Raw genomic sequence first — 23,492 nt, forward strand, 5'->3', positions numbered from 1 at the left:
TTTTCTACTCTCTTACGGATGACCATAAATTATATATTTGCTCACAAGCCGCCTCTATGTCTTTTTCTCTTTTCGCTATAGCTTGAACGCCACTATAGACCTTGTTGCTTCCTATGTCTATGGTCATACAATATTTAGGATAAGGTAGCCCTTCGTGAGCTAAGTTATTCCTGCAATAAATTTGTAAAGCCGCTGATATATATCCACCAGCCTCAACATTAAGAGGGTGGGTTTCATTAAAGTGCAGCTTGACACCTCCAACCAATTTTTTGCCTTTAGTGCCGTTTCCAGTAAGGATAATATCTGGCTTCACGCTAACCTTAACGCCCTTGATTTTTATGTGACCTGAAACATCCCCCAATCTTAGATCCGCTCCCATAAAATCTATATCATCAATCATATTTAAGAAATTATCTATCGCGTTAATGTTTTTAGATATTCTAGTAACGTTTTGTATGCTGCTAGTAGGCTTTTGCTCTAATATAAGCTTGCGTTTTTCCAATATTGAGAAGTCCTGCATATTATCGGCTATAAACAAAGAGATTGCTTCTGCCGCCTCCTTGTAATAGGATGTTATGTAATCTTTAGGAAATTTTTGGTCACGCAAAATCAATCTTTGACGATTTGCCTTGCTAACTAAATATTCACCAAGTTTATTTATAGAAATTCTAGGTTCTTTATTTATTTTTTTAACCATAACAACATCCTTTGAGGTAGAAAAATGGAAAGCATTGATGAGTTTTATTGGGATAAACAGCTTGGTAATGAAAAAACTTTAGTTATAAGCCCTCTTGTTTATAAAGACGATATAGAATATGACTGTGAGCCGTTTTCTGACGGCTTTGGCTTACATCTTATGCTTTTTGACAGGCTGCCTGTTGAGTCAGACACGGTAGACACATTTCCAAAGCCGAAGGTTTTAGCAAAATTTGTTTCAGAGGACGCTGTTCGTTCTTTCGTAAGAATCATGTCTTTTAATACCCCTTGTTAAATAAAGTTATTAATCATTTATTGTTACTCAAAAGCTCTATTATCTGTTTTTGGTTTTTCTCTAATTCTAGGCAGTGTCCTATCTTAAAAATTATATAAGGGATTGCGGCGCAGGCAATTCCCATAGCGGCGGCAGCGGCTTCCTGCGGCGCGCCGTTTGCCGAGAGAGTACCAAGTGTAGCTATTATACCACCTAAAACAGCGAATATAAGAGCTAAAAAAGCTTTGAATGAGCGCATATGTTTTCCTCTATCTTATTTCCTTAATACTTAATACCACCCAATTGCCAGAGGACAGGGTGGTTTTGCAATCAAAAAAAGACTTACGCATAGCACCAAACCCGTTTTTTGCTCTTAATGAAACGATCACACGGTATACGCCTTTTTTGAGGGTTTCTACCGGATAACTCCGACTAGGCTCAAGATCTGCCGAATCCGGATCATGCAATGATCTTCTAACAAATTCCCCGCAAACGTATTTAGCGCTATTTAGTTCGTCTGTAGCACTCATAACAGATGGCTCTTTATCTTGAATTAATGCTCCTATTATAATGAATATAGTTATTACTATCACTGGTATGAATATAATGTATAAAATAAAATTAACGAAGCCATGATTTCTTAATCTCACACCACAATGAACGCAAATTTTGGCGCGTCCACTTACTGGTTTGTTACAATCTTTGCATTTTATAAGTGTTCTTTCATCGCTAGAAAATATAGTGCATATCATCAACCATATAACGTATAAGATGGCGCTAAATATTGCTAGGAATAATAATTCAATCATATTCTCCCCTTACTTAAGCTAACTAATTTTGCTTCTTCGCCTATATACCCGACCGAGCCGATAACTTTTCCGAAGATACACCAATTTTTATTTTCTGGGTATATAGTGTCATATCCTTCTTCTATAGCAAACGGCACAAATCTTTCGGGGTTACGTTTGTATATTTTGAAGCTACATTCATACGTGCCATGATTTTCTATACAGATAATTACGGGATGATTGACTAGCTGGTCAGGGTTTTTACTGTCAACATCAACGATAACATAGGCTCCGTCTGGAGCTATTCTGCTCATAGAATTACCTTTAACCCGCAGGGCGTAAATATTTGGTAATTTGCTATTGAAGCTAATAAAATGATCGGAGGGCTGTTCAATAGCCTCCATAAGATTGCCGCCCGGCACATCACCAAGAACAACCACCCTTTTTTCTAAATCACCATCAATTAATTCGCTAGGAGAGCATTTTAACGCATTAGCTATAATACTCAAGTTGTCTTGATTGAGTCGTCTTTCGTTCTTTTCAAGTCGGTTTAATTGTTGTGCTGATATTCCTGTAATAGCCTCTAATGCGGCTAAAGACAGATTGTTCTGCAATCGTAATTCTTTGATTTTATTTGCCATAAGTTTAGTTATCACCTTTTTGGCGATATTGTAAATAACCATATAGGTGATTTTTATCCGCGTTCTAAGACCGCCTGCGTGAGCTGGCGGATGTAGCGCAGCTACAATCTTCCTGCTACAAATAATATATGAGTTACAGGAAACAAAATAACTGCATCTATCTATGTCACTATCACCTTGTTTTTGCGACTAAATACCGTCGTAAGATTATCAACGAAGGTGTTAGCGAATTTTTGAGGAATAGACTCTATGAAATAACGGAACATTATCCAGAAATAGATATTATGGAATATAATGATGATAAAGATCATATACATATTCTTGTGTCTATTCCTCCAAAGATGAGCGTAGGAGATGTTGTACGAATAATTAAGACGAATACAGCACGCAAAATCAAGGTAAAGTTTCCGTTTCTCAAAAAGGTGTATTGGGGTACAGATAGTATATGGTCGGGCAGTTATTTTGTTTCTACGGTGGGGATAAATGAAAAGATTATACAGCGTTATATAGAAAAACAAGGGCAGGAAGATTGTGGCCAAGCGAAGCTTGAACTAGAGTGAAACCGCCTGCGTAAGCTGGCGGAGATTCACCTTGACTACTTATAACCAATGTGGTGATAATGTCTCTCATGACGTTATTAGAGTATATCAATCATAAAAAAATTACCCAAGCTGCTTTTGCTCGTTATATAGGGGAATCTCCCCAAAACATTGAGCGATATGTTAATGGCAAGCGGCTGCCACGCAAAAAAACGATTGATAAAATCATAAGTGCGACAGATGGACTAGTTAGTTACCATGACTTCTATCTTACCCACAAAAAACCGCTTGTTATAAAAAATTAACCATCAAATAAGACTTCGCCTAAGAAAAGTCAATTAATAATTAAATTATATTAACTACACGCTAAGGCGAACTAAATAATGGATAAAGATAATAAAAATTCAGATGCGGTTATTTTGGTTTTGAAAGACCTCCTTCAATCACCTCCAGAATGGCTGCTGGATTTATTTTACCAGCTGGTGGATAGCCGTCTTCCGGTTGCTCTAGAATTTTTAGAAAAAAAGCGATTGGATCAATTTCGGGAAAAATGTGTGGAGATAGACCAGATTGCGCGCGAAGCAATCTGTCAGATATATCCTTCTTGTCCAATACCCCCTTCTGAATCAGGAGATTAACTATGATTGCGATAATTATAGTATTCGCCTTGTTGCTCATCAGCGTAGAAATTTTTAGCTCATCATCCATATGGAATTCTCCTGTAGTTGGGGTTGATGTTCCTAGTCAGAACAATAGCACTATAGGTGAAGAGAGGAGGCAGTGTAAATGACTGCCTCCTTAATCTACATTAACAATAATTCGTGAAAGGCAAGTTATGAGACAATTTTTTAATTTTCTAAAAGATTTTAAGGCTGGGCATTTAGACGCGCAACTTACCAATAAAATGGGTGAGTTGGTAGAATCAGTGAGTAGATTTTCTAAGCCCGGAAAACTGACTGTGGAAATCACTTTGAAGCCAAAAAGTGATGGTGAGGTGATGACCAGTGTTAAGTTTAAGATGAAAGCTCCTGAGCGTGACACTATGGAGTCAATTATGTTTGTAACTCCAGAAAATAACTTGGTGGACAGCAATCCGAAACAGCCGGACTTGTTACAGCCGATTAAGGAAATGAAAGAGCCGAGCGCGTCTCTTGTTAAATCACTCTAATCAATCAGTAAACTTAAAAATAAAGGATAATGTTATGACCAGTAATGTAATTGAGACATTTTTACAAAATGGCGGCGCGCAACCATATAAAATAGAAAATGGTGGTATTCCGGCGGTAATAATCGGCAGCGGACAGAAAATAGAAAATATAGAAAGATTTTTAGATAGTCCAGTTAGAATTGAGGAGACTAGGCAATTTGATGATTTACGTGGTTTTATTGAATATATAAAATTATTCAAAACGGCTAATACTGTAGCTTTTGCCAGCCGTGAGCGGATACAGGTTATTTTTGATTATCACCAAAAAGACTCACCAAAATGGTGCGCTCATACCATAGAATTTAGGTATAAAAGGTCTATTCGCTGGCAGTTATGGGAGAGGCATAACAATCAGTGGATGAAGCAAGATGTATTTGCTGACTTCCTAGATACGGGATTAAACGAAATCATAACCCCATCACAAAGTGAAGTGCTGGAAATCGTAAAAGATTTTAGAGCAACTATAAATGCTGAGGTTGATAGTGAGATAGGCAACTCTGGCACAGATTTTTGTTATCGGCAAACCATAAAAGGCGGCACAAAAAAAACCGATATTAGTATACCTGAGTACTTACAAGTACAGGTCGCGCCGTTTGATGGGTTGCACGTACTCAACCCGCTTATTGAAGATGAGACGAAGCAGATTCCTACCTATAGTTTTAGAGCAAAATTAAGCTGGCGAATGCAGGATTCTGGCGCGGCGGTTAAGCCGGATTTCAAGCTGAACTTACTTAATTTTGACTCAGCCATAGATGAGACGTTAGAGGCAGTGCGCGCGGCTACTTACGAGCTGACCGGCGTTGTCACTTATATCGGCGGGTAAGCGGTTACTCCACGCATGGCTCTTACGAGTAGAAGTAAGCCTGAATTAAGGCGTGGATATATTCGGGACTGGAAAGCCCCTAGAGTGGAAGGCTTGACGGGTGGAGAGAGTGCCACAAAAAATATAATTAACCCCTCCCGCAAAATCCAAAACCATGAAAGCAAGGTGATGTTATGAACGTAAGAGAATGTTTTATTATGTATCAACGGCAGGTGGCTAAGTACAGCGATTATATTTGTGAGCCTGATAAGTTACAGCCTCAAGAACAAGCTCTACTGATGCTTATAGAGCGCCAGCAAAATCAAATAGAGGAACTGGGGGCAAGGCTCCACAAGATAGAAACAAAGGGGGAGCTGTGAGGAGTATCGGGGAGCTGGTGCTTGCCAGCAATCTAAAATCATACAACATCCCGTTTGAGGAGGAATATAAATTTCATCCGGGGAGGCGGTGGCGGTTTGACTTCGCTTTTCCTGACAGGAAATTAGCGGTGGAAGTGGAAGGCGGGATTCATGGTTATGGCAGGCACAACCGACCGCAAGGTTATATCAATGACATGGAGAAATACAACGCCGCCACGTCTCTTGGTTGGAAGCTTCTACGCTTCACTACAAAGCAAGTAAAAGTAGGGCTTGCGGTACTGGAAATACGTAAAGAGCTTGGCTTATTGGAAGTGGGGGAGAGGATATGACTATTACCAGACTATGCCGCACACCGGTTTGCATATCACCAATTTGTGCGGCAGCCCCCGAAGAGGTCTTGAGCCTCAACGCACAGACAAGCCGTACGGAGGAAACAACAGGATACATAAATTACGCCAAAATAACAAGCGGGGAGCTGGATTTATGATTCTCCTATTCTTTTATCCCATTGTTATATTTCTTGGCTGGCTGGAAGTTGGCAAGATAACTGGTGATAAAACGTCACCGGTCGCTGAAATATTGGAATTTCCAAAGAAAGAGGGTGGCAATGGTTGAGGTGGTGTTAAAGAAAAAAAAGAAGAAGACAGTATTAACCGCCGAGCAAAAGCGAGCGATAAAGGCACTTTACAACGAGGAAGGATGGTCACGTTATAAAATAGCTAAGTTTCTTGGTGTACCGGAAACGTCGGTATCAGTGGCGGCGACTAGGGAAGAGACTCCGCCGCCTTATAGCGATAAAGGAACGATAATAAATAAATTATCAGATCTGCCGCCACCACAGGAAGTAGCCAGAATTCACTTAGGAAGCCGTCTTAAAGAAAAGAACGGCGGGTACGTGCTGGATGGTGTGCCAACTAGCTTTACCGGCGTAATGCAGGCTACCAATAGGCTGTTACAGCGCTCTGACATGGAGCAGATAATCAATAATCCATCGTGGAGGGTGTGAGTAATGAATATTTTAAGCAGAACTTACTTGCAGCTTGATACCCAGAGCGTTAATCACCTTAAGCACTGTGGCGAATTCAGGGTTGCCGCCTTTAGCGAGCGCTTTGTAAAGAGTGGCTCTACTAAGTCCAGTTTCTTTGGCTATTTTTGTCATGCCTTTAGCGCGGGCGATAACGCCAAGAACGTGGGCGATATATTCAGGGTCATCGCCACCTTCTTCAATGGCAGCTTCCAGAAAGCCCTCTATATCTTCCTGCGTTTTAAGATAATCCGCTATATCCCACTTTTTAAGTTTTATTTTTCCTTTTGCCATAATTTTCTCCTAAACCAATTTAGAAATATCAATCGCTTTTTTAATATCGCGTTGCTGTCCTCTCTTTGTGCCACCAGCCAAAATAACAATGAGTTCGCTACCACGCTCAACAAAGTATATCCTGTATCCCGCACCGTAAAAGATTCGCAATTCAAGCACACCTTCACCAACGGATTTATAGTCACCGTAATTACCAGATGCCGCACGGTAAATACGCTTATCTATCAAGGCTTTTGCTCTGTGGTCACGCAAGCCAGAAACCCACTTGGCAAACTCATCGGTTATTTTTACATCTTTCATTTGGATACTATACTCTACAAAGAATATACTGTCAACTATAATAGACAATTTAATTTGAGGAGGGTGTGAGCAATGAATCTACCTATTTGCCATAATCACTGTTTCGGGGCTGTAAGCGATAGTATTCAGCAGTACTTTAGCCGCTGCTTCCGGTTCACGCCGATTGGACTCCCAATATTTTACCGACTGCAAAGAAAAACCAAAGGTTTCGGCAAAGGTTTTTTGTGTCATTTTAAGCTTTTTACGGGTAGCCTTAACATTCACCTTTTTAGGAACATGGACACGGATACCCTCAACCGGTTTCCCTTGCGTGTAGTCAGCGGTTTCCCTTGCCCCACGCATCAAGCTTTCAAAAAGTTCTTTTTCCATAAATCATCCTCCTTTTTTTATTTCCTGCGCTATCGCATACAAAGCGTTACGCTGTTTATCCGTAATGTTATCACTTTTACTTTTCGCATAGACCGAGATGAGAGATACCGGCATCCCTTCGTTAAAGAAAAAATAGATTACCCTTACACCTCCGCTCTTACCTGTTCCAGAACGTTTGAAACGAAGCTTTCTAAAGCCACCGGTTCCTTGAATCACGTCACCCGCATCAGGAGACTCGGCGAGATAACTGATAAGTTCTTCTATCTCATCCCGAGTAAGAAGTCCCTTTGCCTGTTTGATAAACTCGTATGTTTCAATAACCGTCTGCATGGTTACCAATGTAAACTAAATGAATGGGTAAGTCAACAAAAAAGTTACCAATGTAAACTAAAGGGGAGGGCGATATGAAGCCCTTGACACGGAAAAATAATTTAGGCATAGTCGCTGTTGAGCGTAACAACTCACGAGAGCGCAAACCAGATGCGTTAATAGCTGGTTTTTTTGTGCCTGCTTTACGGCGGGAGTCCAGTAATACAATACCCGAAAGGGGAATAGCTGGGCAACTCTCTTGTGTTGTTGTTACCTCCCGCCACCACATTGGTCATAACAAGCCTTTTTGGTGGTGTTTATCAACGCCAAACAAGAGAGGCTATTATGACAAAATCTATAACATTTCACAACAATCAAATCTCTGTAACCAAGCTAAATGGCTCGGATTGGGTAAGGGGTATAGAAATCTTTTACTCCTTAGGTTGCAAGTTCCCGAAACAGTCATTAGCAAGTTTCTGCTATACACATGGCGAAGAGCTACAAGAGCTTGGAGCAATCAAAAGACTGAAAGTAAAAACTGGTGGCGGTCAGCAAGAATGTATTATGCTCAACCGTCATGGAGCTTGGGTGGCTGGTATGGTATCCAGAACACCCCTAGCCAAAGAGTTTCGCAAGTGGGTGTTGGATGTGTTGGAGGAACAAACGAACAAAGAGCCGCAAGACAAGCTCATAGAGCAGCGGAATCAACCAGCCATACCTTCGGATACCCAAAGAGACTTAGGCATGCTCTACGCCATGCTAATGAACTGTGGAGAGAATTTACGAGAAGCCACCCACTACTCGCAACAACTACCATTCTCAGAAGACGCTTTCCATCTGCAACAGCATCTAAGCAGAATGAATGGGCTATATCCAGAAATGGTTTCTTTTTCACGGATGATTACAAACAGGCTGTTACCGGAAGGAACACCAAAGCTACGCAAGACAGTTACCTACTGCCTGTAGCAAACGATAATTTCCAATTTAACCAATTAACGAATAGCGGGGGCTTTAGTGCCTCCGCTGATGGGGGTTGACTATGTGGAAGGATATATCAGAGGTGTTGCCGAGCGTTTTTCAACAGGCAGCAGATAATTTATCAGAAAATATTACGAATGGTGAAGGCAGCGGATTGCAACCGTATGTTCTTTCTTCCTCGCTGGATAGAACGCTTTCACCGCCACAAAAACAAGCGAGAAAAAGCGAGAAATCAGATGAGTAACAATAATTCATGGTTCAGACTTTACGCGGAATTTGCCTTTGACCCCAAGGTGCAGGCGCTCTCCGAAGCGTTACAACGCCGTTACATAATGTTACTTTGCATGAAGTGTAACGGTGATTTGAAAAAAGTAACGGAGAGTAACGCAAAATTAGCGTTATGCGTAACGGCAACTGCGTTACGCATAACGGAAGATGAAGCAAAAGTAACGCACGAAACGTTAGTTGAGTTTGGGTTAATTGAGGAAAATTGGGACATAAAAAAATGGAATAAACGACAATATATCAGCGACTTAAAAGACCCTACCCTAGCGGATAGACAAAGGCGTTTTAGAGAGAAAAAGCGTAACGGTAACGTAACAGAGCGTAACGGTAACGTAACGGAAAAAAAACGACCAGATACAGATACAGAAAAGAAAAAAGATATATCTAAAGATATATCCAAAAAGAAAAATTTCTTTTTTCAAATTCCCGAATGGATTGATTCAAAGACATGGAACGACTTCATGGAAGTCAGGGAAAAGAAAAAAGCAGTTCAATCAGAACGAGCGTTGAACTGCCTGATTAGCCAGCTTGATAAAATCAGAAAAAAAGGGCACGACCCTAATCAAATCATTGAAAAATCAATAGTAAACTCTTGGAAGGATGTTTTTGAACCTGACAAAAAGCCTGACAAAAAACCAACTTCAAACCGAGTAATTTTGTAGGAAAAACTCATGAAAGCATTTGAAAAAACAGAAGATTTTATTTATAGCCCCATTGAGTGCGTGGAGTCAGAGCAGGCATTGCTTGGGGCTGTAATTTCCAACAGCCGCTTGCTTGATGCCATCCCAGCAGACCTTAGCGAAAATCACTTTTACGAACCTCTTCATTCTGAGATTTTCAGGGAAATTAAGGATTTTCAAAACACAGAAAAAGCATGGGATTTATTAACAATAAGCCAGCATCTCAGCAAAGACGAAAGGCTTGAAAAGCTTGGCGGGGCAAGAGGATACCTGTTGAAACTTTATCAGTTTTCAGTAATGCCGGTAAGTGTTCCAGCCCTTGCCCGCCAGATTATTGACTACGCTAATCGCCGGAAAATAGTTGATATTTGCCGTCTTGCGATGATTAAAGCTGGACAGACTGAGTATGAGTCAACCGCCAGCGAAATAGCCGCCGACGCTTATGGAGAGCTAGAAAACCTATCGGTTTCCAACCGATTCAAGGTTAGCACCAGCAAGGAAGTATCAAGAAAAATAATTGATGAAATCAAGCAGAACAGAGGGGTTGATAGAGATATTACCGGTATTAGCAAGCTGGATGTTTCGCTGGATGGAGGGCTATTTACAGGCAAGCTTTACGGGATAGTTGGCAGGAAAAAGACAGGGAAAACAATGCTTGCGGGGACTATTTCCCACAACCTTCAAGAAATGGGAACTAGACACATGTACCTAGCTTTGGAAATGGGGAGCAAGGAAATACACCAGCGTAGCCTAGCACGTTCCGCAGGGTGTAAAGAGGCGGTTTTTAGGTTAGGAGTAAATGATTCTTTGTTGTTAAAAATGGAACAGTTCGCTGAGAACGAAAACACAGCAAAGCTTTATCTTGATGCCCCAAGTTTAACATTTACCGACCTTCGTCAACTTTTACCGCTTTACATAAAAAAGCATAAAATTAAGGGGTTTATTCTTGATTGCTGGCAGTTAGTCGGTGGAAAAAGAAAGGGACTGTCAACCGCTGAGCATCTGGATGAACTGGCGCAATGGCTAGCTGAGGTCGTAAAGAAATACGGGGTATGGGGATTGGTAACAGCACAAGAAAATCAAGACGGCAATACAAGGGGAGGAGAGGGCTTGCGCTTAGCTTGCGATCAACTCTATCGCCTCACCAAAGCAGAAACTGACAGTCCATACGCATGGCTTGAAATGATGGAAACGAGATACACACGCTGGCAGGATGTGGGAAGCGAGAATAATCCAGCCTTAAGAATAGCTGATGGTGGAACGCACTACGAACAAACAGGGATTATCGTATGACCGACGACCACATAGACCGCAGTTGTTTTTTGCCACGAGGAGTTGATTTTATCACTCCACAGCGCTTGGCAAAGGGCGATTTAAGGGTTAGTTACAACGATTCAGGTCAGATGCAGGAAGCGCAGGCAACCGTTAAAAATATTCTTAATTGGTTTTGGGAAAATGACTACATCACCCATGAGCAACATGATGACGCTTGTACGTTTCAAATTTGGCGAGACATGCATCAGGTAAGCATGGGAGTTAGAAAGCCGGTTAGTTCAGGAGAAGTTGAATCTTTAGGAGTTAAGCTTAGAGCCTACGGTTTTGTTCTCCTGCTGAAAAAACTAAGCAGGCATAATGTAAAGGCGATTGAATATGTCTTAGAAAATTTTGCGTCAGAACATAATATTTTTTTCGCAAAACGTGATAGGCGAGTTTATCAATCCGTTTTACAAGATTTATCAGAAAAAATAATCCCCGTCAGAGAGCAAATTAAATACCTAGAATCACTAGATGAAAGTGAGAGAGAGAAACTTTATGAGGAAAACTTACAAAAACTTGTTGCGCAAATTAAAAAACATGCGTAACATAGCCAACAGCATCGCAACCACAGTTGCGTCTAAAATTTGGAGCTGTCAATTTGTTTTGACGGCTTTTTTTATGTGTAAATATCATGGATAAGGAAATAAAATTAAACACAAAACGTAAACGTTTTGTTGAGGAATATGTAATTGATCTAAACGGAACACAAGCGGCAATAAGAGCTGGTTATAGTAAAAAAACCGCTAGAATAACAGCCTCCAAATTGCTAGCAAAAGCTAACATTCAAGAAGCTATAGCAAAATTACAAAACAAGATTTCTAACAAGCTAGAAATATCCGCTGAGAGAGTACTTAAAGAATACAGCCGTCTGGCTTTTTTGGATATTCGTAAAATATTTAATGATGATGGTAGCCTAAAATCAGTTCATGAGATTGATGATGATACTATTGCCGCCATATCGGGGCTTGAGGTTGAATCATTGTTTGACAATGAAGGCGGTAATAAAAGCAAAATAGGGAGCCTGCATAAGATTAAACTATCAGACAAGCGAGCTGCTTTAGATAGCATAGCACGGCATCTTGGTATGTTTAACGACAAGCTGGATGTAACCGCTAAGGTTGATTCTATAAATCATGATGTTGATTGGAGTGATTCAGAAAAAGCGGCAAGGGCTTATAAGGAATTAATGAAGAGTTTGTAGACATGATATTTCCACCAGATTATGGGCAGGAATACAAACGGCGCTATACATTACTAAGAAAGCTGAAATCGGATAAAAAACTACAAGCCGCGCTAAAGTCTCACTATAAAAACAACCCAGTGGATTGGATTAATGATTGGTGTGTTACATATGATCCGCGTAACAAGCCACCACTTCCTAAATTAATGCCTTTTATTCTATTCCCTAGACAGGTTGAGTTTGTAGAATTTTTGCAAGAGTGCGTTAAAGACGGTGAGTCGGGTCTTATAGAAAAATCTAGGGATATGGGGGCTACTTGGCTATGTTGTGCCTACAGTGTTTGGCTATGGATATATATTGATGGTGTTACGGTAGGGTGGGGGTCACGAAAAGGGATACTTGTAGACAGAAGAGGAGACCCTAGCAGCATTTTTGAAAAAATTAGAATGATAATAGAGCATTTGCCTAGCTTTATATTACCAGAAGATTTTTCCATAAAAAAGCATGCGGCGCAAATGAATATAAGGAATCCTATCAATGGTAGCGTAATAGCCGGTGAGTCGGGTGATGAAATTGGTAGGGGCGGACGTAGCACTATATATTTCAAAGATGAAAGTGCTCATTACGAAAGACCAGAAAAGATAGAAGCGGCACTAGGTGATAATACTGATGTGCAGATAGATATTTCATCAGTTTTAGATAATACGTTGTTTCAGCGCAGAAGAGAAGCCGGTGAGGAATGGAGTTTTGGTAAAAAAATAGAAAAAGGTGTTACCAGAGTATTTATTCTAGACTGGAGACATCATCCGGCAAAAGACCAAAAATGGTATGATCGTAGAAGAAAAAAAGCGGAAGATGAAGGTATGCTTCATATATTCGCGCAAGAAGTAGATAGAGATTATACAGCGACAAGGCAAGGTATTATTATACCTAGCTTGTGGGTTAAAGCCTCTATAGACGCTCATGTAAAGCTAGGGTTTAATGAAGATGGTATAAGGATAGCCGCTCAAGATATAGCGGATGAGGGAGGCGACCAAAACGCACTTGCCATAGCGCATGGTTCTGTTGTCATTCATACCGATGTTTGGGGCGAAGGTGACGCAGGGCAAACAACAAGGAGATCTATAGCTCAAGCCAAGCTTTATGGGGTTAAGGAACTTTATTACGATTCTATTGGTGTTGGTGCGGGCTTTAAGTCAGAAAGCAACCGCATGGTGGAAGAAAAGAGGCTTAATCCAAAAAAATTAAGGGTTATGGCTTGGAACGCAACGCACCGCCCTCTTGATCCAAAAAGTAATTTGATAACTGGCGACAGAGAGTCTCCAACCAATGAAGAATTTTTTCTGAATCTCAAAGCGCAGAGCTGGTGGCGACTTAGAGTAAGATTTGAAAAAACTTATAAAGCTATAACTCAAGGAGCTGTATATTCGCAGGAAGAGATGATTTCTTTACCGAGCGATTTGCCCAACCTTGAAAAATTATTATCTGAGCTAAGCCAAGCAATCCATAAAACCAGTCTATCAGGAAAGATGATGGTTGATAAAAAACCTGCTGGCGGACGTTCTCCAAATATAGCTGATGCTGTTGTCATGGCATTCAATCCAGAGCGAGAAATATCAATTTTAGATGTGTTATGAATGATAAGAATTTAATTGAATCTGCAAGAGGGGTGTTGCTTAATTCTCTATCGGCTTTTACCGGATTTTTTTCACCAAATGACACCATTGGAAGTCAACAAGTAGCACAAGCCGACACTATGCTTGATGGGCTACGCTGGTATCTCATAACAAACAATCGTCAGCTTTTATCACAAAGCTATGCTGAAATAGGGATAGTTCAAACTCTAATAGATCAACCGGTGGACGATGCTTTTAGAAACGAGATAAATATACATACCGATCAACTAAGCGATGATGAAATAGATAAGCTAAAAAACTATACAAAGCGTAACCACGTCTTAGAAGAATTATCGCAAGGACTTAAATGGGCTAGACTATTCGGTGGCGGTGCAGTTATTGTTATAAATGGCGATTCTCATGATAAAAAGCTTGACATAAAATCCATTAAGGAAGGCTCTAAATTAAGTTTTAGAGCTGTTGATATGTGGGAACTTTACCGAACTGACATAATAGAGCAGGGCGGCACAAAATTAGAAGAAGACCCTGAATATTACACATATTATGGCATGAGAATTCATAATAGCAGGGTTTTTCCACTAAAAGGTAAGCGTGCGCCATCACTTTTAAGACCTAACCTTCGTGGATGGGGAATGTCAGAGTTAGAAAGAGTGGTTGGTTCGCTTAACTCTTATATAAAAAATAAATCAGTTATATTTGAGCTTTTGGATGAAGCTAAAATAGATGTCTACAAAATAGATGGTTTTAATAACTCATTAATGACGACTGATGGAACTACTAAAGTAGCTGAGCGTATTCAAAACGCTAATATGATAAAAAATTATCAAAACGCCATCACTATGGATAAAGGCGACGAATACGATCAAAAACAAGTAACATTTTCTGGACTTGCCGAAATACTCACTCAAATAAGGCAAGGTGTAGCCGCAGACCTTAGAATGCCGCTTACAAAACTATTTGGGATAAGTTCAGCCGGATTTAACAGTGGTGAAGACGACATAGAAAATTATAATTCTATGATAGAAAGCGAGATTAGAGCTAAAGCGAAATATGTAAAAAATTCTAAGTTTAACCGAACTATGCAGGCTTATCAATCAGGATTAGCTCAGGTTGAGGAGGCTAAAAAATCTCTTAACAAAGATCATCTATTGCCCGTAGAGATAGATGACAAGGCTCCAGCCGTTCCGCCTTTAGGAGACGGAAGTAACGATTACACGGTAAAATCGTCTGCCGGTGACGGTGATAGTCTAAAGCCATAAACTTTTTATGAGATACTTATCACCAGTGGTATTGGACAGTTCTTTATATAAAGAACGTGAGGAAATTATAGCGTTATTTTTAGCTGGGTTATTCTACACACCATTGATTTTGGCATTAAAAAGTATGGGGTATGAGGCTATAGTAAATAGCAAGGAAGATGCAGTAATAAAAGCAATATTGAGCGGCAGCCTATTTTTAGATGGTAATATTATAACGGGTAAATTTAACTCTAAAATTAGTAAAACATTAGGGTCGCTTGGTGGTGCTTATGATAGAAAAAGTAAAGGGTGGCTCTTTAATAATTTGCCTTCACAAATTTCTTTTGCGGCAGCGGTGGCAGAGGATAAAAAAAGAAAAGCAAATAAGATCATCACCAGCATACTAGATGATTATAATATTGACTATTTGGTTGATAATTTACCGCTTGATGACTCTTATCAAAGAACCCTTAACAAGATAGACGGAAAGGTAGATAAAAGCCTAAATGGTATTGATGTAGCAGTAAAGCTATCCCCCGAAACGAAGCGAGTAATAGCTGATGATTATAAACATAACACACAGCTATATATAAATAATTTTGCTAAAGAAAACATAGCGAGTTTACGAGAAGTTATAGAAAAAAACGCTTTTTCTGGGAAAAGAGCCAAGAATTTGGAGCGAATAATAGTAGATAATTACTATGTTACTCAAGCTAAGGCGAGGTTTCTTGCGAGGCAGGAAACCAGCCTATTATTAAGTAAATATTCTGAGATTAGATACAAATCAGCAGGAATCACATCTTATCGCTGGTCAACCAGTCACGACAGCAGAACAAGACCGGATCATGCTGATTTAGATGGAAAGATAATAAACTTTAACTCACCTCCTATAGTAGACAAAAAAACTGGCAGAAGGGCGCACGCAGGCGAAGATTATGGCTGTAGATGTGTGAAGGTACCAATAATACATTGATTTGGAATAAATAAAAATGAGTGAACAAGAAAAGCAAAATGCTGGACGCTTCCCAAAACGCTATTTTTGCCGACACATGAAAAGCGGTGTTGTTGGCTATGATACTGAGAAAATATATGTGGATGATGACTGTATAAAACGCTCTTGCCCGTCTTTTGAGGGTAAACCAGTATACGTTAAACATCAAAAAGTGGATTTAGCCAAGCTTCAGGAAAAAGCCGACGGATACGTTATAAAATCTTTTTACAATGAAAAAGACGGGTGGTTCTGGGCTGAGTTCATCATTGTAAGCGATCAAGGTCATCAGGCTATTGACGATGGATGGAGCGTGTCTAACGCCTATATTCCTTTAGAAAAAAGCGGTGATGGGCAGCACTTGTCAGTTGACTATAAGGAAAAAATCCTAAGCGCAGAATTCACCCACTTAGCGATTGTCCCAAATCCTCGTTATGAAGAAGCCATAATTATGACACCAGAGCAATTTTCCGCCTATCAAGCGCAAAAAGAAAGTGAGTTGAGTGAATTAAGAAATAGTAAAACAGAAAAAGGAGATAACATTATGAGTTTACTTGGTAAAGTTTTTAAGAAAGAGCGGGTTGAGGTAAAAAACTCAATACCTGAAGATGCTAATCTTGATGATTACATCATTCAAATAGAAGGCAAAGAAAAACCTCTGAGCGAAATAATTAATGCCGTGAAAAAAAATATGGATGATGAGGAGTCAGCCAAAAAGGAAGAAGAAAAAAAAGATAAAGAAGAAACCTTTAACGAAGACACAGAAGTAAGTGTTGGTGATAGCAAAATGTCGGTTAAAGAGCTGGTTAATAAATATAACGCTATCAGAAGCAAAAAAAACGAGACAGACGATAGTGAAAAAGAAAAATCCGACAAGCAAGAAGACAAGAAAGACGAAGAAGAAAAATCTAACGCTAAATATGATGAACTTCGTAACGCTCATAAAAATGGAGAAACTTCAACTTTACCGATTCTCCACACACAATCACGTGGCTTAGCTCTGGGCAAGCAACGTTATAATTTGAATTAAACAAAATAAGGAGAATATAAGATGGTTCAGTCAATCAACCAGTTTAAGCAAGGAATGGAGCAAGGTGTCGTTACTTTGCTTGGAGGAGCTTCTAACGTAATAGCTGGCAGGGTATCAGTAAATCAAGCAACGCCTTTAGTGGCAGGTCAACCTGTTATGCTGGAAGATAGTGCCGGAGGAGTTCCTAGCTTTGTCGCTCTTTCTGGAAACTCTGACGTGCCTTTCGGGTTTGTCGTAAAGAATACCAAAGATGGCAATTATAAAACCGGAGCGGCTGTAGAAATAGCGATAAGCGGCACTTTTATGTATATGACATCTGGCGCGGCGATAGCGCGTGGAGCAAAAATAGAGGTCGTATCCTCTGCTAATAAAGTCATAACCAACGCTGGTAGCAACCCAGTTTCTGGATATTGCTTTGATAAAGCGACTGGTTCTGACCAGATAGTTCGTGTTCTGATTATAGCGCAATCCTATCAAACATCAGAAAATATATCAGATATTTCTGGTCTACAAACCGCTCTTGATGAAAGCCTTAAGACGGCTAGGGTTACCGCTACTTTGGCTGAAATCAATGCTGGAAAGGAAATTGTACCAGCTAAAGCCGGTAAAAAAATACGAGTAGTTGATTACACCGCTAGAGTCGTTGGAACATTCGCAGATAATACCAGCGTTGATTTAAGGTCAGGAACTTCAAGCACTAAAGTAACTGTCTTAGGAGTGGCTGGATTGGGTGATGGAAATATTCTGCAACCATCATCGGCGAATACAAATCTTGGGCTAGGGTTTGCCGCTGATTTAGAAAGCGGGGAAAACTTGAAAGCGTTAAATATTGGTTCTGCAGCAACTGGAGGTACCAGCATAACATTCACCGTAACATATGCTTACGTTTAATTTTTTGAAAGGAACAAAAAATGCAAAGATTTGAAATTTATAATGATAAAGGTGAGCAGATAAAGCTTACAGGTCAAGAACAAGCGAGAGCTAATTATTTAGAACGAGAAATTAGAAATAACAACGGTGGGTTAGAAGTTGATGTAACAACAATGACCGCTATTTCTAAAAGTATAGTTGAGCAGAAGTTTTTTACGTTAAACATAGCCGATTATATTCCTATAGAGGTCGGTAATGGGGCGTTTTCATCAAAAATAACCACTTATCGCAGTTTTGATTTAGGGGCTGGATTTTCTCAAGGACTTATTAATAGTGCTACAAAAAATACACGCTTGCAAAATGCTGACGTTGAATTTGACTCTGTTGATGTAGCTGTTAAAAATTGGGCAGCATCCATAGATTGGAATATATTTGAGTTAAGCCAAGCTTCACGCGCTAATAACCTAGTGAATTTAATTACCGCAAAAGAAAAAGCGCGCAAGAGAATGTGGGATTTGGGTATACAAGAGCTGGCTTTTGTTGGTTTACCTGAATATTCCGACGTAAAAGGACTACTTACTCAAGCTGAAGTTACCGCAAACACTTCACTTATAACCAAATATATTAGTGCAATGTCTGACTCGGAATACCAAACCTTTGTGGCAAGTATCATAGGTGCTTATAGGACTGTTTCTGAGCATACCTCTATGCCAAATCGCCTATATATTCCTGAGGAGGATTATAATGGGCTGGTAACACCGGTAAATACTAACTTCGCTATTGTAAGCAAGCTTGAGTATCTTGAAAAAGCGTTAAAGGCTGTAACTATGAAGCCGGATTTCAAGATACTACCACTAGCTTATGCTATGAAAGCTAATAACTCTAGTATTTCAGGTCTTAATAAAAATAGGTATGTTTTAATGAATTATGATCCTGAGACTATAAAAATGAATATTCCCGTTGATTACACCAATACCGCGCAAAATACAGTTAATGGCTTCCATTTTGAGAATGTTGGCTATGGTCAGTTTACTGGTGTTCAGGCTTATCGTCCTAAAGAGATTCTTTATTTTGATTTTGCATAAGAAAGGAATATAAAATGACCGTTAAAGTACAAAACAAAGGTGGACGTAATATCGTTCACAAAGAAGGTGTGCTAAAAACCGGAGCTTTTGCTATATTATCAGATGAGCTAGCGGAAAAGCTTATTTCTTTATACCCTGATGAAGTTGTTTCACTTGAGACTATTTTTAAGGAATTTGAAGAAAAATCCGAAGCCGATGAAAATCAGGAAAAAACCTTAGATAGCCTTTCTATAAATGAGCTTCGCGAAAAAGCCAAAGAATTGGGCATAAAAGTGCCTCACGGCTCAAAAGCCCATGATATAGTGAAGCTTATAGAAACAAAGCATAAATAATAGCCATGTACCCACATGATATAGGGGTGTCTGATTTTAAGGCGAGGTTTGATCGTGATTTTGAGTATGGCGACACTATTTCTTTAGTGAAAGATAGCGATATAGAAAGAGCGCTTGACGAAGCTCTGTTGTTTTTTAATAAAAGCCTATATCAGAGTGAAAATGCCATTAAGTCCGCTTTTTTATATTTAGCGGCGCATATTCTTGTTATTAATTTGCGAAACGCTAGCAATAGTCTTGAAGAAAGTGCATCTTTTCCAGTATCATCCCATAGCGCTGGAAGTGTTAGTGAGTCATTTTCTATACCGCAGAAGTACATAAATGATCCGATACTTTCTGGTTACACGCAGACTAACTATGGTATGAAATTCTTGGCTATTACTCTGCCAGCATTAACAGGGAATGTGGCAGCCATTTCAGGAGGAACCCAACCTTAATATGTCAGCTAGCTACAAAGCAGATTTTTCAGGTATCAACTTAATAAAGAAACGCCTAAAAGAAAATTATAGTGTAAGGGTTGGCGTTCTTGGTGATAAAAATCAGAGGGATGGCGAGTTAAGTAACTCTGATATAGGATTAAAACATGAATTAGGTGTGCCGGATGAAAACATACCTCGCCGTTCATTTTTAAGAGATCCGCTTACTAAGAATAAAAAACAACTTATAAAAACATTTGAAAGCGATCTGGCTAAGGAAGCCATTGAAAACTTTGACTTCAAATTACTGTACAAACTGATTGGAATTCAGGCGGAAGCAATAATACAAGAGGCTTTTGCAACCAGAGGCTTCGGAGAGTGGCTACCTAACTCACCACTTACAGTTAAATTAAAGGGTTCAGATAGTCCGCTAATTGATACTGCAGAACTGAGGAAAAGTATAAGTTCAGAAGTAGTAAGCAAATGAATTATATGAATAAAATTAATAAAATGCCTAAAATGAATAGAACGTTTGGCAAATGGATGTTACCAGTCACCCTTAATATAATCACTCAAAATATAGAAGATGGACTAGTTGTAGAGAGGGTTAGGAAAATAGATTTCAAAGGAATGATTCAACCATTAAGTGCGGAAAAGATGGAATCTAAGCCTGAAGGCTGGCGTTCTTGGCAGTGGCTACAAATTCATGCTGTCGCAGGAATCCTCAATTTAAGCACCAATGATATTATAGACTATGATGGTATAAAGTATAAAATAATGAGCGTTTACGACTATAGTCTAAACGGTTTTATAGAATATCATTGTGTGAGGGATTATGAACAGATTAGTGGAGCAACTTGTAGTTGAGATTTTAAGAAAACAACTTAATTTGGATGAAAATAGAGTCATAATAGGATTGCTAAACAAAAAAGCGCCTAGAGACGACAAAATGTATATAACCGTAAGCTCAGTCAGCGACATGGTTTATGGTAGTACTAATAAGATAATTGAAAAAGTAAAAATTGAAGATGGAACTATACAGTATTTTGAAAGACAAGAGACATCCAATGAAGAGCTTGTACAGATTGATGTCATGTCTTATTCCAAAGATGCTTTGCTTAGGCACAAGGAAGTGGTCACTGCTGTAAATTCGGTGTACTCCAAACAATTGCAGGAAAAATATAACTTTACTTTAGCAAAAGTATTCAATGCTATTAACGCCTCTCATTTAGAAGGCAGCGGCAAGCTTACGCGAATAGTTTACACATTAAAAGCTCTTACTTTTTTTAGAAAAGACATAGAACTTAATCCCAGTGATTCTTTTAACGAGTTTACTATAGGCGTTGATAACGCCGAAACTATTGAGACAGACAAAAGACTTATAGAACTTAAATTTTCTGGAGAGGAAACATGAGCCAAATAGATATTAGCAACATAATTAATGTTAGTATAACTAACACTCCTCAGGGCGTAGGGGTTCGTAATGTAAATAATTTACTTTTGCTTACTAATGAAAAGCCAAACAATTATGATGTCTATCGTAGTTATGTATCAGCTTCTGCCGTAGCTGAAGATTATGGTACCGATTCACTTACCACGAAAATGGCAACGGCTATTTTTGCTCAAACTCCTAATATATTAACTGGAAAAGGAAGACTTAATATAACCCCGATGAAATCTGCGGTAAGCGCGACATCAGGAAAATCCACTACAGTGAATTTAACCAGTGAATTATCGGCTATTACAGCCGTTGGTGATGGAGATTTGAGAGTTACCATAAATAGTGTAATTAATGATCTTGCAAACTTAGATTTCACAGGTGCAACTACTTTGGAAGATGTGGCGGCTGTCATGGGTAGCAGGCTCATAGATGCTGAAGTAAAAGCGCTTAACAATACATTAATATTTACCAGCAAGAAAGTTGGTAGCTCATCAGCGGTAACTATATCAGCTCTTAGCGGTGGTTCTGGTACTGATTTGGCAGGAGCAAGTTACTTTGATTCGGCAAACGCTACTGAAACGGTAGGGAGTAATAGTAGCGGTGAATCGGTATTAGAAGCCATAACTAGGATAGATGGCGGCGTGCCTTTTACTGGTGTAATGACTAGTTTGGATTTAGAAGACGCTGCTATCTCAACCATTGCCGCATTTATTCAAGCCAGAGACAATCTCTTTCTACATCACGCGGCATCAACTCAAGATATAGCGGGAATAGTAAAAACTATAAAAGACGCATCACAAAAGAAAACAAGGCTATTACTTTATACTAAATCTATAGCAGACGCTAATATTATGAAAGCCGCTTACGCGGGCAGAGCTTTCAGCGTTAATATGGATGGTTCTCAATTAGCGCAAACCATGCACTTAAAAAGCCTGTCTAACATAACTCCTGATACAGGTATAAGCCAGACTCTGTATGATTTAGCAAAAACTAATGGTTGCGACATTTATGTTGATTATGGAGTTCCAGCCATTTGCTCAACAGGTGGCAACGACTATTTTGATAACCAATACAGCAATCTTGCTATCAAATTCGCCCTTACTACCGCTGGATTTAATTTTTTAAGACAAACTAATACTAAAGTACCTCAAACAGAAGAGGGTATGAACGGACTTAAATCAGCCTATAGTGTGGTATGTGAACAATTCGTAAAAAACGGATTTATAGCTGGCGGGTCGTGGACTAGCTCAGAAACTTTTGGTGATCCGGAGATATTCAAAGAAAACATTTTAAGAAAAGGCTTTTATGTATATAGCCTACCTATAACCCAGCAAAACTCTACGGAAAGGGAAGCAAGAAAAGCTCCACTTGTACAAATAGCGCTAAAAAGATCTGGGGCAATTCATGAGTCAGACGTAATAGCTATAATTAATCCATAATAAAGAGGTAAATCATGAACATATACACCATAACTGGAAGTGATACGCTTACCATTTGGGGTCGTACTTTTGTAGATTTTGCAGATGGCGATAATTCAACGATCGTATTTCAGAATGATTTAGTGAAAATTAAAACTGGAAAAAATAAAAACACTATATTCTCAAGGGACGAATCCGGCAATAATTGTGAGGTGACTTTAAGAATATTAAGAGGTTCAGCAGATGACCGCTTTTTGCAAGGTAAGCTTAGTCAGATATTGGGAGATTTTCCATCAACTGAGCTAGGGGAAGGTCAATTAGTTAAACGTTTAGGTGATGGTCTAGGTAATGTTATTAGTGATGTGGTTACACTACAAGGTGGGGTTATAGCTCGTAATGTTGATACAAAAGACAATTCAGAAGGTGACTACACACAAGGCATAAGCATTTATAAGATATTCTTTGCTTCAGGTAAACGCTCTATTCAGTAAGAGGTAGATTATGGACTTAAAAATAAACATAGCTTCTTTTGAGGAAGGTTGGAATTTGCAACGAGCAGTTCTAAGCGCTGTAAAGAAAGAAGGATTTAATATAAATGAGATGCAAGGAGAGGATGCCCTGCAGAAGCTTATAGATATAGTCTTGACTATAAACTGCGATATAGAGGTAAATGAGGCTTTGTGGATTTGTTTGCGGCGTTGCACTTACAATGGAGAAAAAATCACTAAAGATAAATTTGAAGACGCGGAATCCAGAAAGGATTATATGATGGTGGCTTTCAAGTGTCTGGAGATGAATTTGGAGCCTTTTACAGACGGGTTGCTTTCAGTGTTCAAAGCCCTTTCCGGCAACCCGCAAATTATCCAAAAACTACAATAGAAAACGATATATCTTTCTGGGCAATAAAACTCGCTAAGGCTGGGTATTATTCTGGAAACCCTGATAAAGTCCGTTGCGCGCCACTTACAACCGTA

General features: G+C 39.4%; 38 protein-coding genes. 29 read left to right on the plus strand and 9 right to left on the minus strand.

Features of this window, described 5'->3' with window-relative positions:
* Positions 1 to 4: 4 nt before the first annotated feature.
* Positions 5 to 697, minus strand: a complete 693-nt coding sequence (locus tag R3D71_05800; protein ID MEZ5691158.1) for a hypothetical protein — start codon at positions 695 to 697, stop codon at positions 5 to 7.
* A 24-nt stretch (positions 698 to 721) separates the two neighbouring features.
* On the opposite strand from R3D71_05800, the gene R3D71_05805 reads away from it, so the two are divergent.
* Entirely contained in the window at positions 722 to 991 is a 270-nt protein-coding gene (locus tag R3D71_05805; GenBank protein ID MEZ5691159.1) for a hypothetical protein, read from the plus strand.
* 13 nt (positions 992 to 1,004) lie between these two features.
* On the opposite strand, the gene R3D71_05810 is transcribed toward R3D71_05805, so the two are convergent.
* The 3 genes from R3D71_05810 to R3D71_05820 are packed head-to-tail and all read right to left on the minus strand — an operon-like array spanning position 1,005 to position 2,399.
* Complete coding sequence (locus R3D71_05810; protein ID MEZ5691160.1) at positions 1,005 to 1,229, minus strand: hypothetical protein; 225 nt, start codon at positions 1,227 to 1,229, stop codon at positions 1,005 to 1,007.
* Positions 1,230 to 1,239: 10 nt separating this feature from the next.
* Positions 1,240 to 1,779 carry a hypothetical protein gene (locus tag R3D71_05815; GenBank protein ID MEZ5691161.1) on the minus strand — a complete coding sequence of 180 codons (540 nt, stop codon included), beginning with the start codon at positions 1,777 to 1,779 and terminating at the stop codon, positions 1,240 to 1,242.
* Positions 1,776 to 2,399, minus strand: a complete 624-nt coding sequence (locus R3D71_05820) for a helix-turn-helix domain-containing protein (GenBank protein ID MEZ5691162.1) — start codon at positions 2,397 to 2,399, stop codon at positions 1,776 to 1,778. The genes R3D71_05815 and R3D71_05820 overlap by 4 nt, the downstream gene beginning before the upstream one ends.
* Positions 2,400 to 2,527: 128 nt before the next feature.
* On the opposite strand from R3D71_05820, the gene tnpA reads away from it, so the two are divergent.
* A complete protein-coding gene (gene tnpA, locus R3D71_05825) occupies positions 2,528 to 2,959 on the plus strand; it encodes an IS200/IS605 family transposase (GenBank protein ID MEZ5691163.1) in 432 nt (143 codons plus the stop codon).
* A gap of 68 nt (positions 2,960 to 3,027) precedes the next feature.
* On the plus strand, positions 3,028 to 3,243 hold the full coding sequence (locus R3D71_05830; protein MEZ5691164.1) for a helix-turn-helix transcriptional regulator: 216 nt from the start codon (positions 3,028 to 3,030) through the stop codon (positions 3,241 to 3,243).
* Positions 3,244 to 3,352: 109 nt separating this feature from the next.
* Here the strand turns inward: R3D71_05830 and R3D71_05835 are convergent, their stop codons facing one another.
* On the minus strand, positions 3,353 to 3,646 hold the full coding sequence (locus R3D71_05835; protein MEZ5691165.1) for a hypothetical protein: 294 nt from the start codon (positions 3,644 to 3,646) through the stop codon (positions 3,353 to 3,355).
* Positions 3,647 to 3,773: 127 nt separating this feature from the next.
* On the opposite strand from R3D71_05835, the gene R3D71_05840 reads away from it, so the two are divergent.
* The 6 genes from R3D71_05840 to R3D71_05865 all read left to right on the plus strand — a co-directional run bounded on the left by R3D71_05840 (position 3,774) and on the right by R3D71_05865 (position 6,333).
* Entirely contained in the window at positions 3,774 to 4,106 is a 333-nt protein-coding gene (locus R3D71_05840) for a hypothetical protein (protein MEZ5691166.1), read from the plus strand.
* 34 nt (positions 4,107 to 4,140) lie between these two features.
* Complete coding sequence (locus tag R3D71_05845; protein ID MEZ5691167.1) at positions 4,141 to 4,968, plus strand: DUF2303 family protein; 828 nt, start codon at positions 4,141 to 4,143, stop codon at positions 4,966 to 4,968.
* Positions 4,969 to 5,141: 173 nt separating this feature from the next.
* Positions 5,142 to 5,327 carry a hypothetical protein gene (locus tag R3D71_05850; protein ID MEZ5691168.1) on the plus strand — a complete coding sequence of 62 codons (186 nt, stop codon included), beginning with the start codon at positions 5,142 to 5,144 and terminating at the stop codon, positions 5,325 to 5,327.
* Positions 5,324 to 5,656 (plus strand): hypothetical protein, encoded by a 333-nt coding sequence (locus R3D71_05855; GenBank protein MEZ5691169.1) that lies wholly within the window; start codon positions 5,324 to 5,326, stop codon positions 5,654 to 5,656. The genes R3D71_05850 and R3D71_05855 overlap by 4 nt, the downstream gene beginning before the upstream one ends.
* A 13-nt stretch (positions 5,657 to 5,669) precedes the next feature.
* Positions 5,670 to 5,942 carry a hypothetical protein gene (locus R3D71_05860; protein ID MEZ5691170.1) on the plus strand — a complete coding sequence of 91 codons (273 nt, stop codon included), beginning with the start codon at positions 5,670 to 5,672 and terminating at the stop codon, positions 5,940 to 5,942.
* Positions 5,935 to 6,333 (plus strand): hypothetical protein, encoded by a 399-nt coding sequence (locus tag R3D71_05865; GenBank protein MEZ5691171.1) that lies wholly within the window; start codon positions 5,935 to 5,937, stop codon positions 6,331 to 6,333. The genes R3D71_05860 and R3D71_05865 overlap by 8 nt, the downstream gene beginning before the upstream one ends.
* Before the next feature lie 12 nt (positions 6,334 to 6,345).
* Here R3D71_05865 and R3D71_05870 read toward each other — a convergent pair whose 3' ends face one another.
* From R3D71_05870 to R3D71_05885, 4 genes are all read right to left on the minus strand, one after another.
* Positions 6,346 to 6,645, minus strand: a complete 300-nt coding sequence (locus tag R3D71_05870) for a putative addiction module antidote protein (GenBank protein ID MEZ5691172.1) — start codon at positions 6,643 to 6,645, stop codon at positions 6,346 to 6,348.
* 9 nt (positions 6,646 to 6,654) lie between these two features.
* Positions 6,655 to 6,945, minus strand: a complete 291-nt coding sequence (locus R3D71_05875) for a type II toxin-antitoxin system RelE/ParE family toxin (GenBank protein ID MEZ5691173.1) — start codon at positions 6,943 to 6,945, stop codon at positions 6,655 to 6,657.
* A gap of 78 nt (positions 6,946 to 7,023) precedes the next feature.
* Positions 7,024 to 7,314 (minus strand): helix-turn-helix domain-containing protein, encoded by a 291-nt coding sequence (locus tag R3D71_05880; protein ID MEZ5691174.1) that lies wholly within the window; start codon positions 7,312 to 7,314, stop codon positions 7,024 to 7,026.
* A gap of 3 nt (positions 7,315 to 7,317) precedes the next feature.
* Positions 7,318 to 7,644, minus strand: coding sequence for a type II toxin-antitoxin system RelE/ParE family toxin (locus R3D71_05885; GenBank protein ID MEZ5691175.1), 327 nt, complete (start codon positions 7,642 to 7,644; stop codon positions 7,318 to 7,320).
* 240 nt (positions 7,645 to 7,884) lie between these two features.
* Between R3D71_05885 and R3D71_05890 the strand changes: the two genes are divergently transcribed.
* The 20 genes from R3D71_05890 to R3D71_05985 all read left to right on the plus strand — a co-directional run bounded on the left by R3D71_05890 (position 7,885) and on the right by R3D71_05985 (position 23,397).
* Positions 7,885 to 8,589, plus strand: coding sequence for a BRO family protein (locus R3D71_05890; GenBank protein ID MEZ5691176.1), 705 nt, complete (start codon positions 7,885 to 7,887; stop codon positions 8,587 to 8,589).
* Between the two features lie 73 nt (positions 8,590 to 8,662).
* The gene (locus R3D71_05895; protein MEZ5691177.1) at positions 8,663 to 8,845 is read left to right on the plus strand and encodes a hypothetical protein; all 183 of its coding nucleotides are present in this window, start codon (positions 8,663 to 8,665) and stop codon (positions 8,843 to 8,845) included.
* On the plus strand, positions 8,838 to 9,548 hold the full coding sequence (locus tag R3D71_05900; GenBank protein ID MEZ5691178.1) for a hypothetical protein: 711 nt from the start codon (positions 8,838 to 8,840) through the stop codon (positions 9,546 to 9,548). The genes R3D71_05895 and R3D71_05900 overlap by 8 nt, the downstream gene beginning before the upstream one ends.
* 9 nt (positions 9,549 to 9,557) lie before the next feature.
* Positions 9,558 to 10,859, plus strand: a complete 1,302-nt coding sequence (locus R3D71_05905) for a DnaB-like helicase N-terminal domain-containing protein (protein ID MEZ5691179.1) — start codon at positions 9,558 to 9,560, stop codon at positions 10,857 to 10,859.
* Complete coding sequence (locus R3D71_05910) at positions 10,856 to 11,428, plus strand: hypothetical protein (protein ID MEZ5691180.1); 573 nt, start codon at positions 10,856 to 10,858, stop codon at positions 11,426 to 11,428. The genes R3D71_05905 and R3D71_05910 overlap by 4 nt, the downstream gene beginning before the upstream one ends.
* An 86-nt stretch (positions 11,429 to 11,514) precedes the next feature.
* Positions 11,515 to 12,084, plus strand: coding sequence for a terminase small subunit (locus tag R3D71_05915; protein ID MEZ5691181.1), 570 nt, complete (start codon positions 11,515 to 11,517; stop codon positions 12,082 to 12,084).
* Between the two features lie 2 nt (positions 12,085 to 12,086).
* The gene (locus R3D71_05920) at positions 12,087 to 13,700 is read left to right on the plus strand and encodes a hypothetical protein (GenBank protein MEZ5691182.1); all 1,614 of its coding nucleotides are present in this window, start codon (positions 12,087 to 12,089) and stop codon (positions 13,698 to 13,700) included.
* Positions 13,697 to 14,959, plus strand: coding sequence for a DUF1073 domain-containing protein (locus tag R3D71_05925; protein ID MEZ5691183.1), 1,263 nt, complete (start codon positions 13,697 to 13,699; stop codon positions 14,957 to 14,959). Before R3D71_05920 ends, R3D71_05925 begins: the two co-directional genes overlap by 4 nt.
* A 7-nt stretch (positions 14,960 to 14,966) precedes the next feature.
* Positions 14,967 to 15,911, plus strand: coding sequence for a phage minor head protein (locus tag R3D71_05930; protein ID MEZ5691184.1), 945 nt, complete (start codon positions 14,967 to 14,969; stop codon positions 15,909 to 15,911).
* A gap of 16 nt (positions 15,912 to 15,927) precedes the next feature.
* Positions 15,928 to 16,956, plus strand: a complete 1,029-nt coding sequence (locus R3D71_05935; GenBank protein MEZ5691185.1) for a DUF2213 domain-containing protein — start codon at positions 15,928 to 15,930, stop codon at positions 16,954 to 16,956.
* 21 nt (positions 16,957 to 16,977) lie between these two features.
* Positions 16,978 to 17,847, plus strand: coding sequence for a DUF2190 family protein (locus R3D71_05940; GenBank protein ID MEZ5691186.1), 870 nt, complete (start codon positions 16,978 to 16,980; stop codon positions 17,845 to 17,847).
* A 20-nt stretch (positions 17,848 to 17,867) separates the two neighbouring features.
* Positions 17,868 to 18,911 (plus strand): DUF2184 domain-containing protein, encoded by a 1,044-nt coding sequence (locus R3D71_05945; GenBank protein ID MEZ5691187.1) that lies wholly within the window; start codon positions 17,868 to 17,870, stop codon positions 18,909 to 18,911.
* 14 nt (positions 18,912 to 18,925) lie between these two features.
* Positions 18,926 to 19,243 (plus strand): hypothetical protein, encoded by a 318-nt coding sequence (locus R3D71_05950; protein MEZ5691188.1) that lies wholly within the window; start codon positions 18,926 to 18,928, stop codon positions 19,241 to 19,243.
* A 5-nt stretch (positions 19,244 to 19,248) separates the two neighbouring features.
* Entirely contained in the window at positions 19,249 to 19,680 is a 432-nt protein-coding gene (locus tag R3D71_05955; GenBank protein ID MEZ5691189.1) for a DUF4054 domain-containing protein, read from the plus strand.
* A gap of 1 nt (position 19,681) precedes the next feature.
* A complete protein-coding gene (locus tag R3D71_05960; GenBank protein MEZ5691190.1) occupies positions 19,682 to 20,146 on the plus strand; it encodes a hypothetical protein in 465 nt (154 codons plus the stop codon).
* 32 nt (positions 20,147 to 20,178) lie between these two features.
* Positions 20,179 to 20,526: a hypothetical protein gene (locus R3D71_05965; GenBank protein ID MEZ5691191.1), complete on the plus strand. Its 348-nt coding sequence runs from the start codon at positions 20,179 to 20,181 to the stop codon at positions 20,524 to 20,526.
* A complete protein-coding gene (locus tag R3D71_05970; GenBank protein MEZ5691192.1) occupies positions 20,495 to 21,073 on the plus strand; it encodes a hypothetical protein in 579 nt (192 codons plus the stop codon). Before R3D71_05965 ends, R3D71_05970 begins: the two co-directional genes overlap by 32 nt.
* On the plus strand, positions 21,070 to 22,539 hold the full coding sequence (locus tag R3D71_05975) for a DUF3383 family protein (GenBank protein ID MEZ5691193.1): 1,470 nt from the start codon (positions 21,070 to 21,072) through the stop codon (positions 22,537 to 22,539). The genes R3D71_05970 and R3D71_05975 overlap by 4 nt, the downstream gene beginning before the upstream one ends.
* A 14-nt stretch (positions 22,540 to 22,553) precedes the next feature.
* A complete protein-coding gene (locus tag R3D71_05980) occupies positions 22,554 to 23,009 on the plus strand; it encodes a hypothetical protein (GenBank protein ID MEZ5691194.1) in 456 nt (151 codons plus the stop codon).
* A gap of 10 nt (positions 23,010 to 23,019) precedes the next feature.
* Positions 23,020 to 23,397, plus strand: a complete 378-nt coding sequence (locus R3D71_05985; protein ID MEZ5691195.1) for a hypothetical protein — start codon at positions 23,020 to 23,022, stop codon at positions 23,395 to 23,397.
* Positions 23,398 to 23,492 lie beyond the last annotated feature (95 nt).

This window comes from Rickettsiales bacterium (genome assembly GCA_041396965.1).
In the GTDB taxonomy this organism is placed as follows: domain Bacteria; phylum Pseudomonadota; class Alphaproteobacteria; order Rickettsiales; family SXRF01; genus SXRF01.

What these genes read in the sequence shown, in the direction of transcription:
- R3D71_05800 (MEZ5691158.1), bottom strand. Translation starts at nt 697, where the DNA reads ATGGTTAAAAAAATAAATAAAGAACCTAGAATTTCTATAAATAAACTT.
- R3D71_05805 (MEZ5691159.1), top strand. Translation starts at nt 722, where the DNA reads ATGGAAAGCATTGATGAGTTTTATTGGGATAAACAGCTTGGTAATGAA.
- R3D71_05810 (MEZ5691160.1), bottom strand. Translation starts at nt 1,229, where the DNA reads ATGCGCTCATTCAAAGCTTTTTTAGCTCTTATATTCGCTGTTTTAGGT.
- R3D71_05815 (MEZ5691161.1), bottom strand. Translation starts at nt 1,779, where the DNA reads ATGATTGAATTATTATTCCTAGCAATATTTAGCGCCATCTTATACGTT.
- R3D71_05820 (MEZ5691162.1), bottom strand. Translation starts at nt 2,399, where the DNA reads ATGGCAAATAAAATCAAAGAATTACGATTGCAGAACAATCTGTCTTTA.
- tnpA (MEZ5691163.1), top strand. Translation starts at nt 2,528, where the DNA reads ATGAGTTACAGGAAACAAAATAACTGCATCTATCTATGTCACTATCAC.
- R3D71_05830 (MEZ5691164.1), top strand. Translation starts at nt 3,028, where the DNA reads ATGACGTTATTAGAGTATATCAATCATAAAAAAATTACCCAAGCTGCT.
- R3D71_05835 (MEZ5691165.1), bottom strand. Translation starts at nt 3,646, where the DNA reads ATGGATGATGAGCTAAAAATTTCTACGCTGATGAGCAACAAGGCGAAT.
- R3D71_05840 (MEZ5691166.1), top strand. Translation starts at nt 3,774, where the DNA reads ATGAGACAATTTTTTAATTTTCTAAAAGATTTTAAGGCTGGGCATTTA.
- R3D71_05845 (MEZ5691167.1), top strand. Translation starts at nt 4,141, where the DNA reads ATGACCAGTAATGTAATTGAGACATTTTTACAAAATGGCGGCGCGCAA.
- R3D71_05850 (MEZ5691168.1), top strand. Translation starts at nt 5,142, where the DNA reads ATGAACGTAAGAGAATGTTTTATTATGTATCAACGGCAGGTGGCTAAG.
- R3D71_05860 (MEZ5691170.1), top strand. Translation starts at nt 5,670, where the DNA reads ATGCCGCACACCGGTTTGCATATCACCAATTTGTGCGGCAGCCCCCGA.
- R3D71_05865 (MEZ5691171.1), top strand. Translation starts at nt 5,935, where the DNA reads ATGGTTGAGGTGGTGTTAAAGAAAAAAAAGAAGAAGACAGTATTAACC.
- R3D71_05870 (MEZ5691172.1), bottom strand. Translation starts at nt 6,645, where the DNA reads ATGGCAAAAGGAAAAATAAAACTTAAAAAGTGGGATATAGCGGATTAT.
- R3D71_05875 (MEZ5691173.1), bottom strand. Translation starts at nt 6,945, where the DNA reads ATGAAAGATGTAAAAATAACCGATGAGTTTGCCAAGTGGGTTTCTGGC.
- R3D71_05880 (MEZ5691174.1), bottom strand. Translation starts at nt 7,314, where the DNA reads ATGGAAAAAGAACTTTTTGAAAGCTTGATGCGTGGGGCAAGGGAAACC.
- R3D71_05885 (MEZ5691175.1), bottom strand. Translation starts at nt 7,644, where the DNA reads ATGCAGACGGTTATTGAAACATACGAGTTTATCAAACAGGCAAAGGGA.
- R3D71_05895 (MEZ5691177.1), top strand. Translation starts at nt 8,663, where the DNA reads ATGTGGAAGGATATATCAGAGGTGTTGCCGAGCGTTTTTCAACAGGCA.
- R3D71_05900 (MEZ5691178.1), top strand. Translation starts at nt 8,838, where the DNA reads ATGAGTAACAATAATTCATGGTTCAGACTTTACGCGGAATTTGCCTTT.
- R3D71_05905 (MEZ5691179.1), top strand. Translation starts at nt 9,558, where the DNA reads ATGAAAGCATTTGAAAAAACAGAAGATTTTATTTATAGCCCCATTGAG.
- R3D71_05910 (MEZ5691180.1), top strand. Translation starts at nt 10,856, where the DNA reads ATGACCGACGACCACATAGACCGCAGTTGTTTTTTGCCACGAGGAGTT.
- R3D71_05915 (MEZ5691181.1), top strand. Translation starts at nt 11,515, where the DNA reads ATGGATAAGGAAATAAAATTAAACACAAAACGTAAACGTTTTGTTGAG.
- R3D71_05920 (MEZ5691182.1), top strand. Translation starts at nt 12,087, where the DNA reads ATGATATTTCCACCAGATTATGGGCAGGAATACAAACGGCGCTATACA.
- R3D71_05925 (MEZ5691183.1), top strand. Translation starts at nt 13,697, where the DNA reads ATGAATGATAAGAATTTAATTGAATCTGCAAGAGGGGTGTTGCTTAAT.
- R3D71_05930 (MEZ5691184.1), top strand. Translation starts at nt 14,967, where the DNA reads ATGAGATACTTATCACCAGTGGTATTGGACAGTTCTTTATATAAAGAA.
- R3D71_05935 (MEZ5691185.1), top strand. Translation starts at nt 15,928, where the DNA reads ATGAGTGAACAAGAAAAGCAAAATGCTGGACGCTTCCCAAAACGCTAT.
- R3D71_05940 (MEZ5691186.1), top strand. Translation starts at nt 16,978, where the DNA reads ATGGTTCAGTCAATCAACCAGTTTAAGCAAGGAATGGAGCAAGGTGTC.
- R3D71_05945 (MEZ5691187.1), top strand. Translation starts at nt 17,868, where the DNA reads ATGCAAAGATTTGAAATTTATAATGATAAAGGTGAGCAGATAAAGCTT.
- R3D71_05950 (MEZ5691188.1), top strand. Translation starts at nt 18,926, where the DNA reads ATGACCGTTAAAGTACAAAACAAAGGTGGACGTAATATCGTTCACAAA.
- R3D71_05955 (MEZ5691189.1), top strand. Translation starts at nt 19,249, where the DNA reads ATGTACCCACATGATATAGGGGTGTCTGATTTTAAGGCGAGGTTTGAT.
- R3D71_05960 (MEZ5691190.1), top strand. Translation starts at nt 19,682, where the DNA reads ATGTCAGCTAGCTACAAAGCAGATTTTTCAGGTATCAACTTAATAAAG.
- R3D71_05965 (MEZ5691191.1), top strand. Translation starts at nt 20,179, where the DNA reads ATGAATAGAACGTTTGGCAAATGGATGTTACCAGTCACCCTTAATATA.
- R3D71_05970 (MEZ5691192.1), top strand. Translation starts at nt 20,495, where the DNA reads ATGAACAGATTAGTGGAGCAACTTGTAGTTGAGATTTTAAGAAAACAA.
- R3D71_05975 (MEZ5691193.1), top strand. Translation starts at nt 21,070, where the DNA reads ATGAGCCAAATAGATATTAGCAACATAATTAATGTTAGTATAACTAAC.
- R3D71_05980 (MEZ5691194.1), top strand. Translation starts at nt 22,554, where the DNA reads ATGAACATATACACCATAACTGGAAGTGATACGCTTACCATTTGGGGT.
- R3D71_05985 (MEZ5691195.1), top strand. Translation starts at nt 23,020, where the DNA reads ATGGACTTAAAAATAAACATAGCTTCTTTTGAGGAAGGTTGGAATTTG.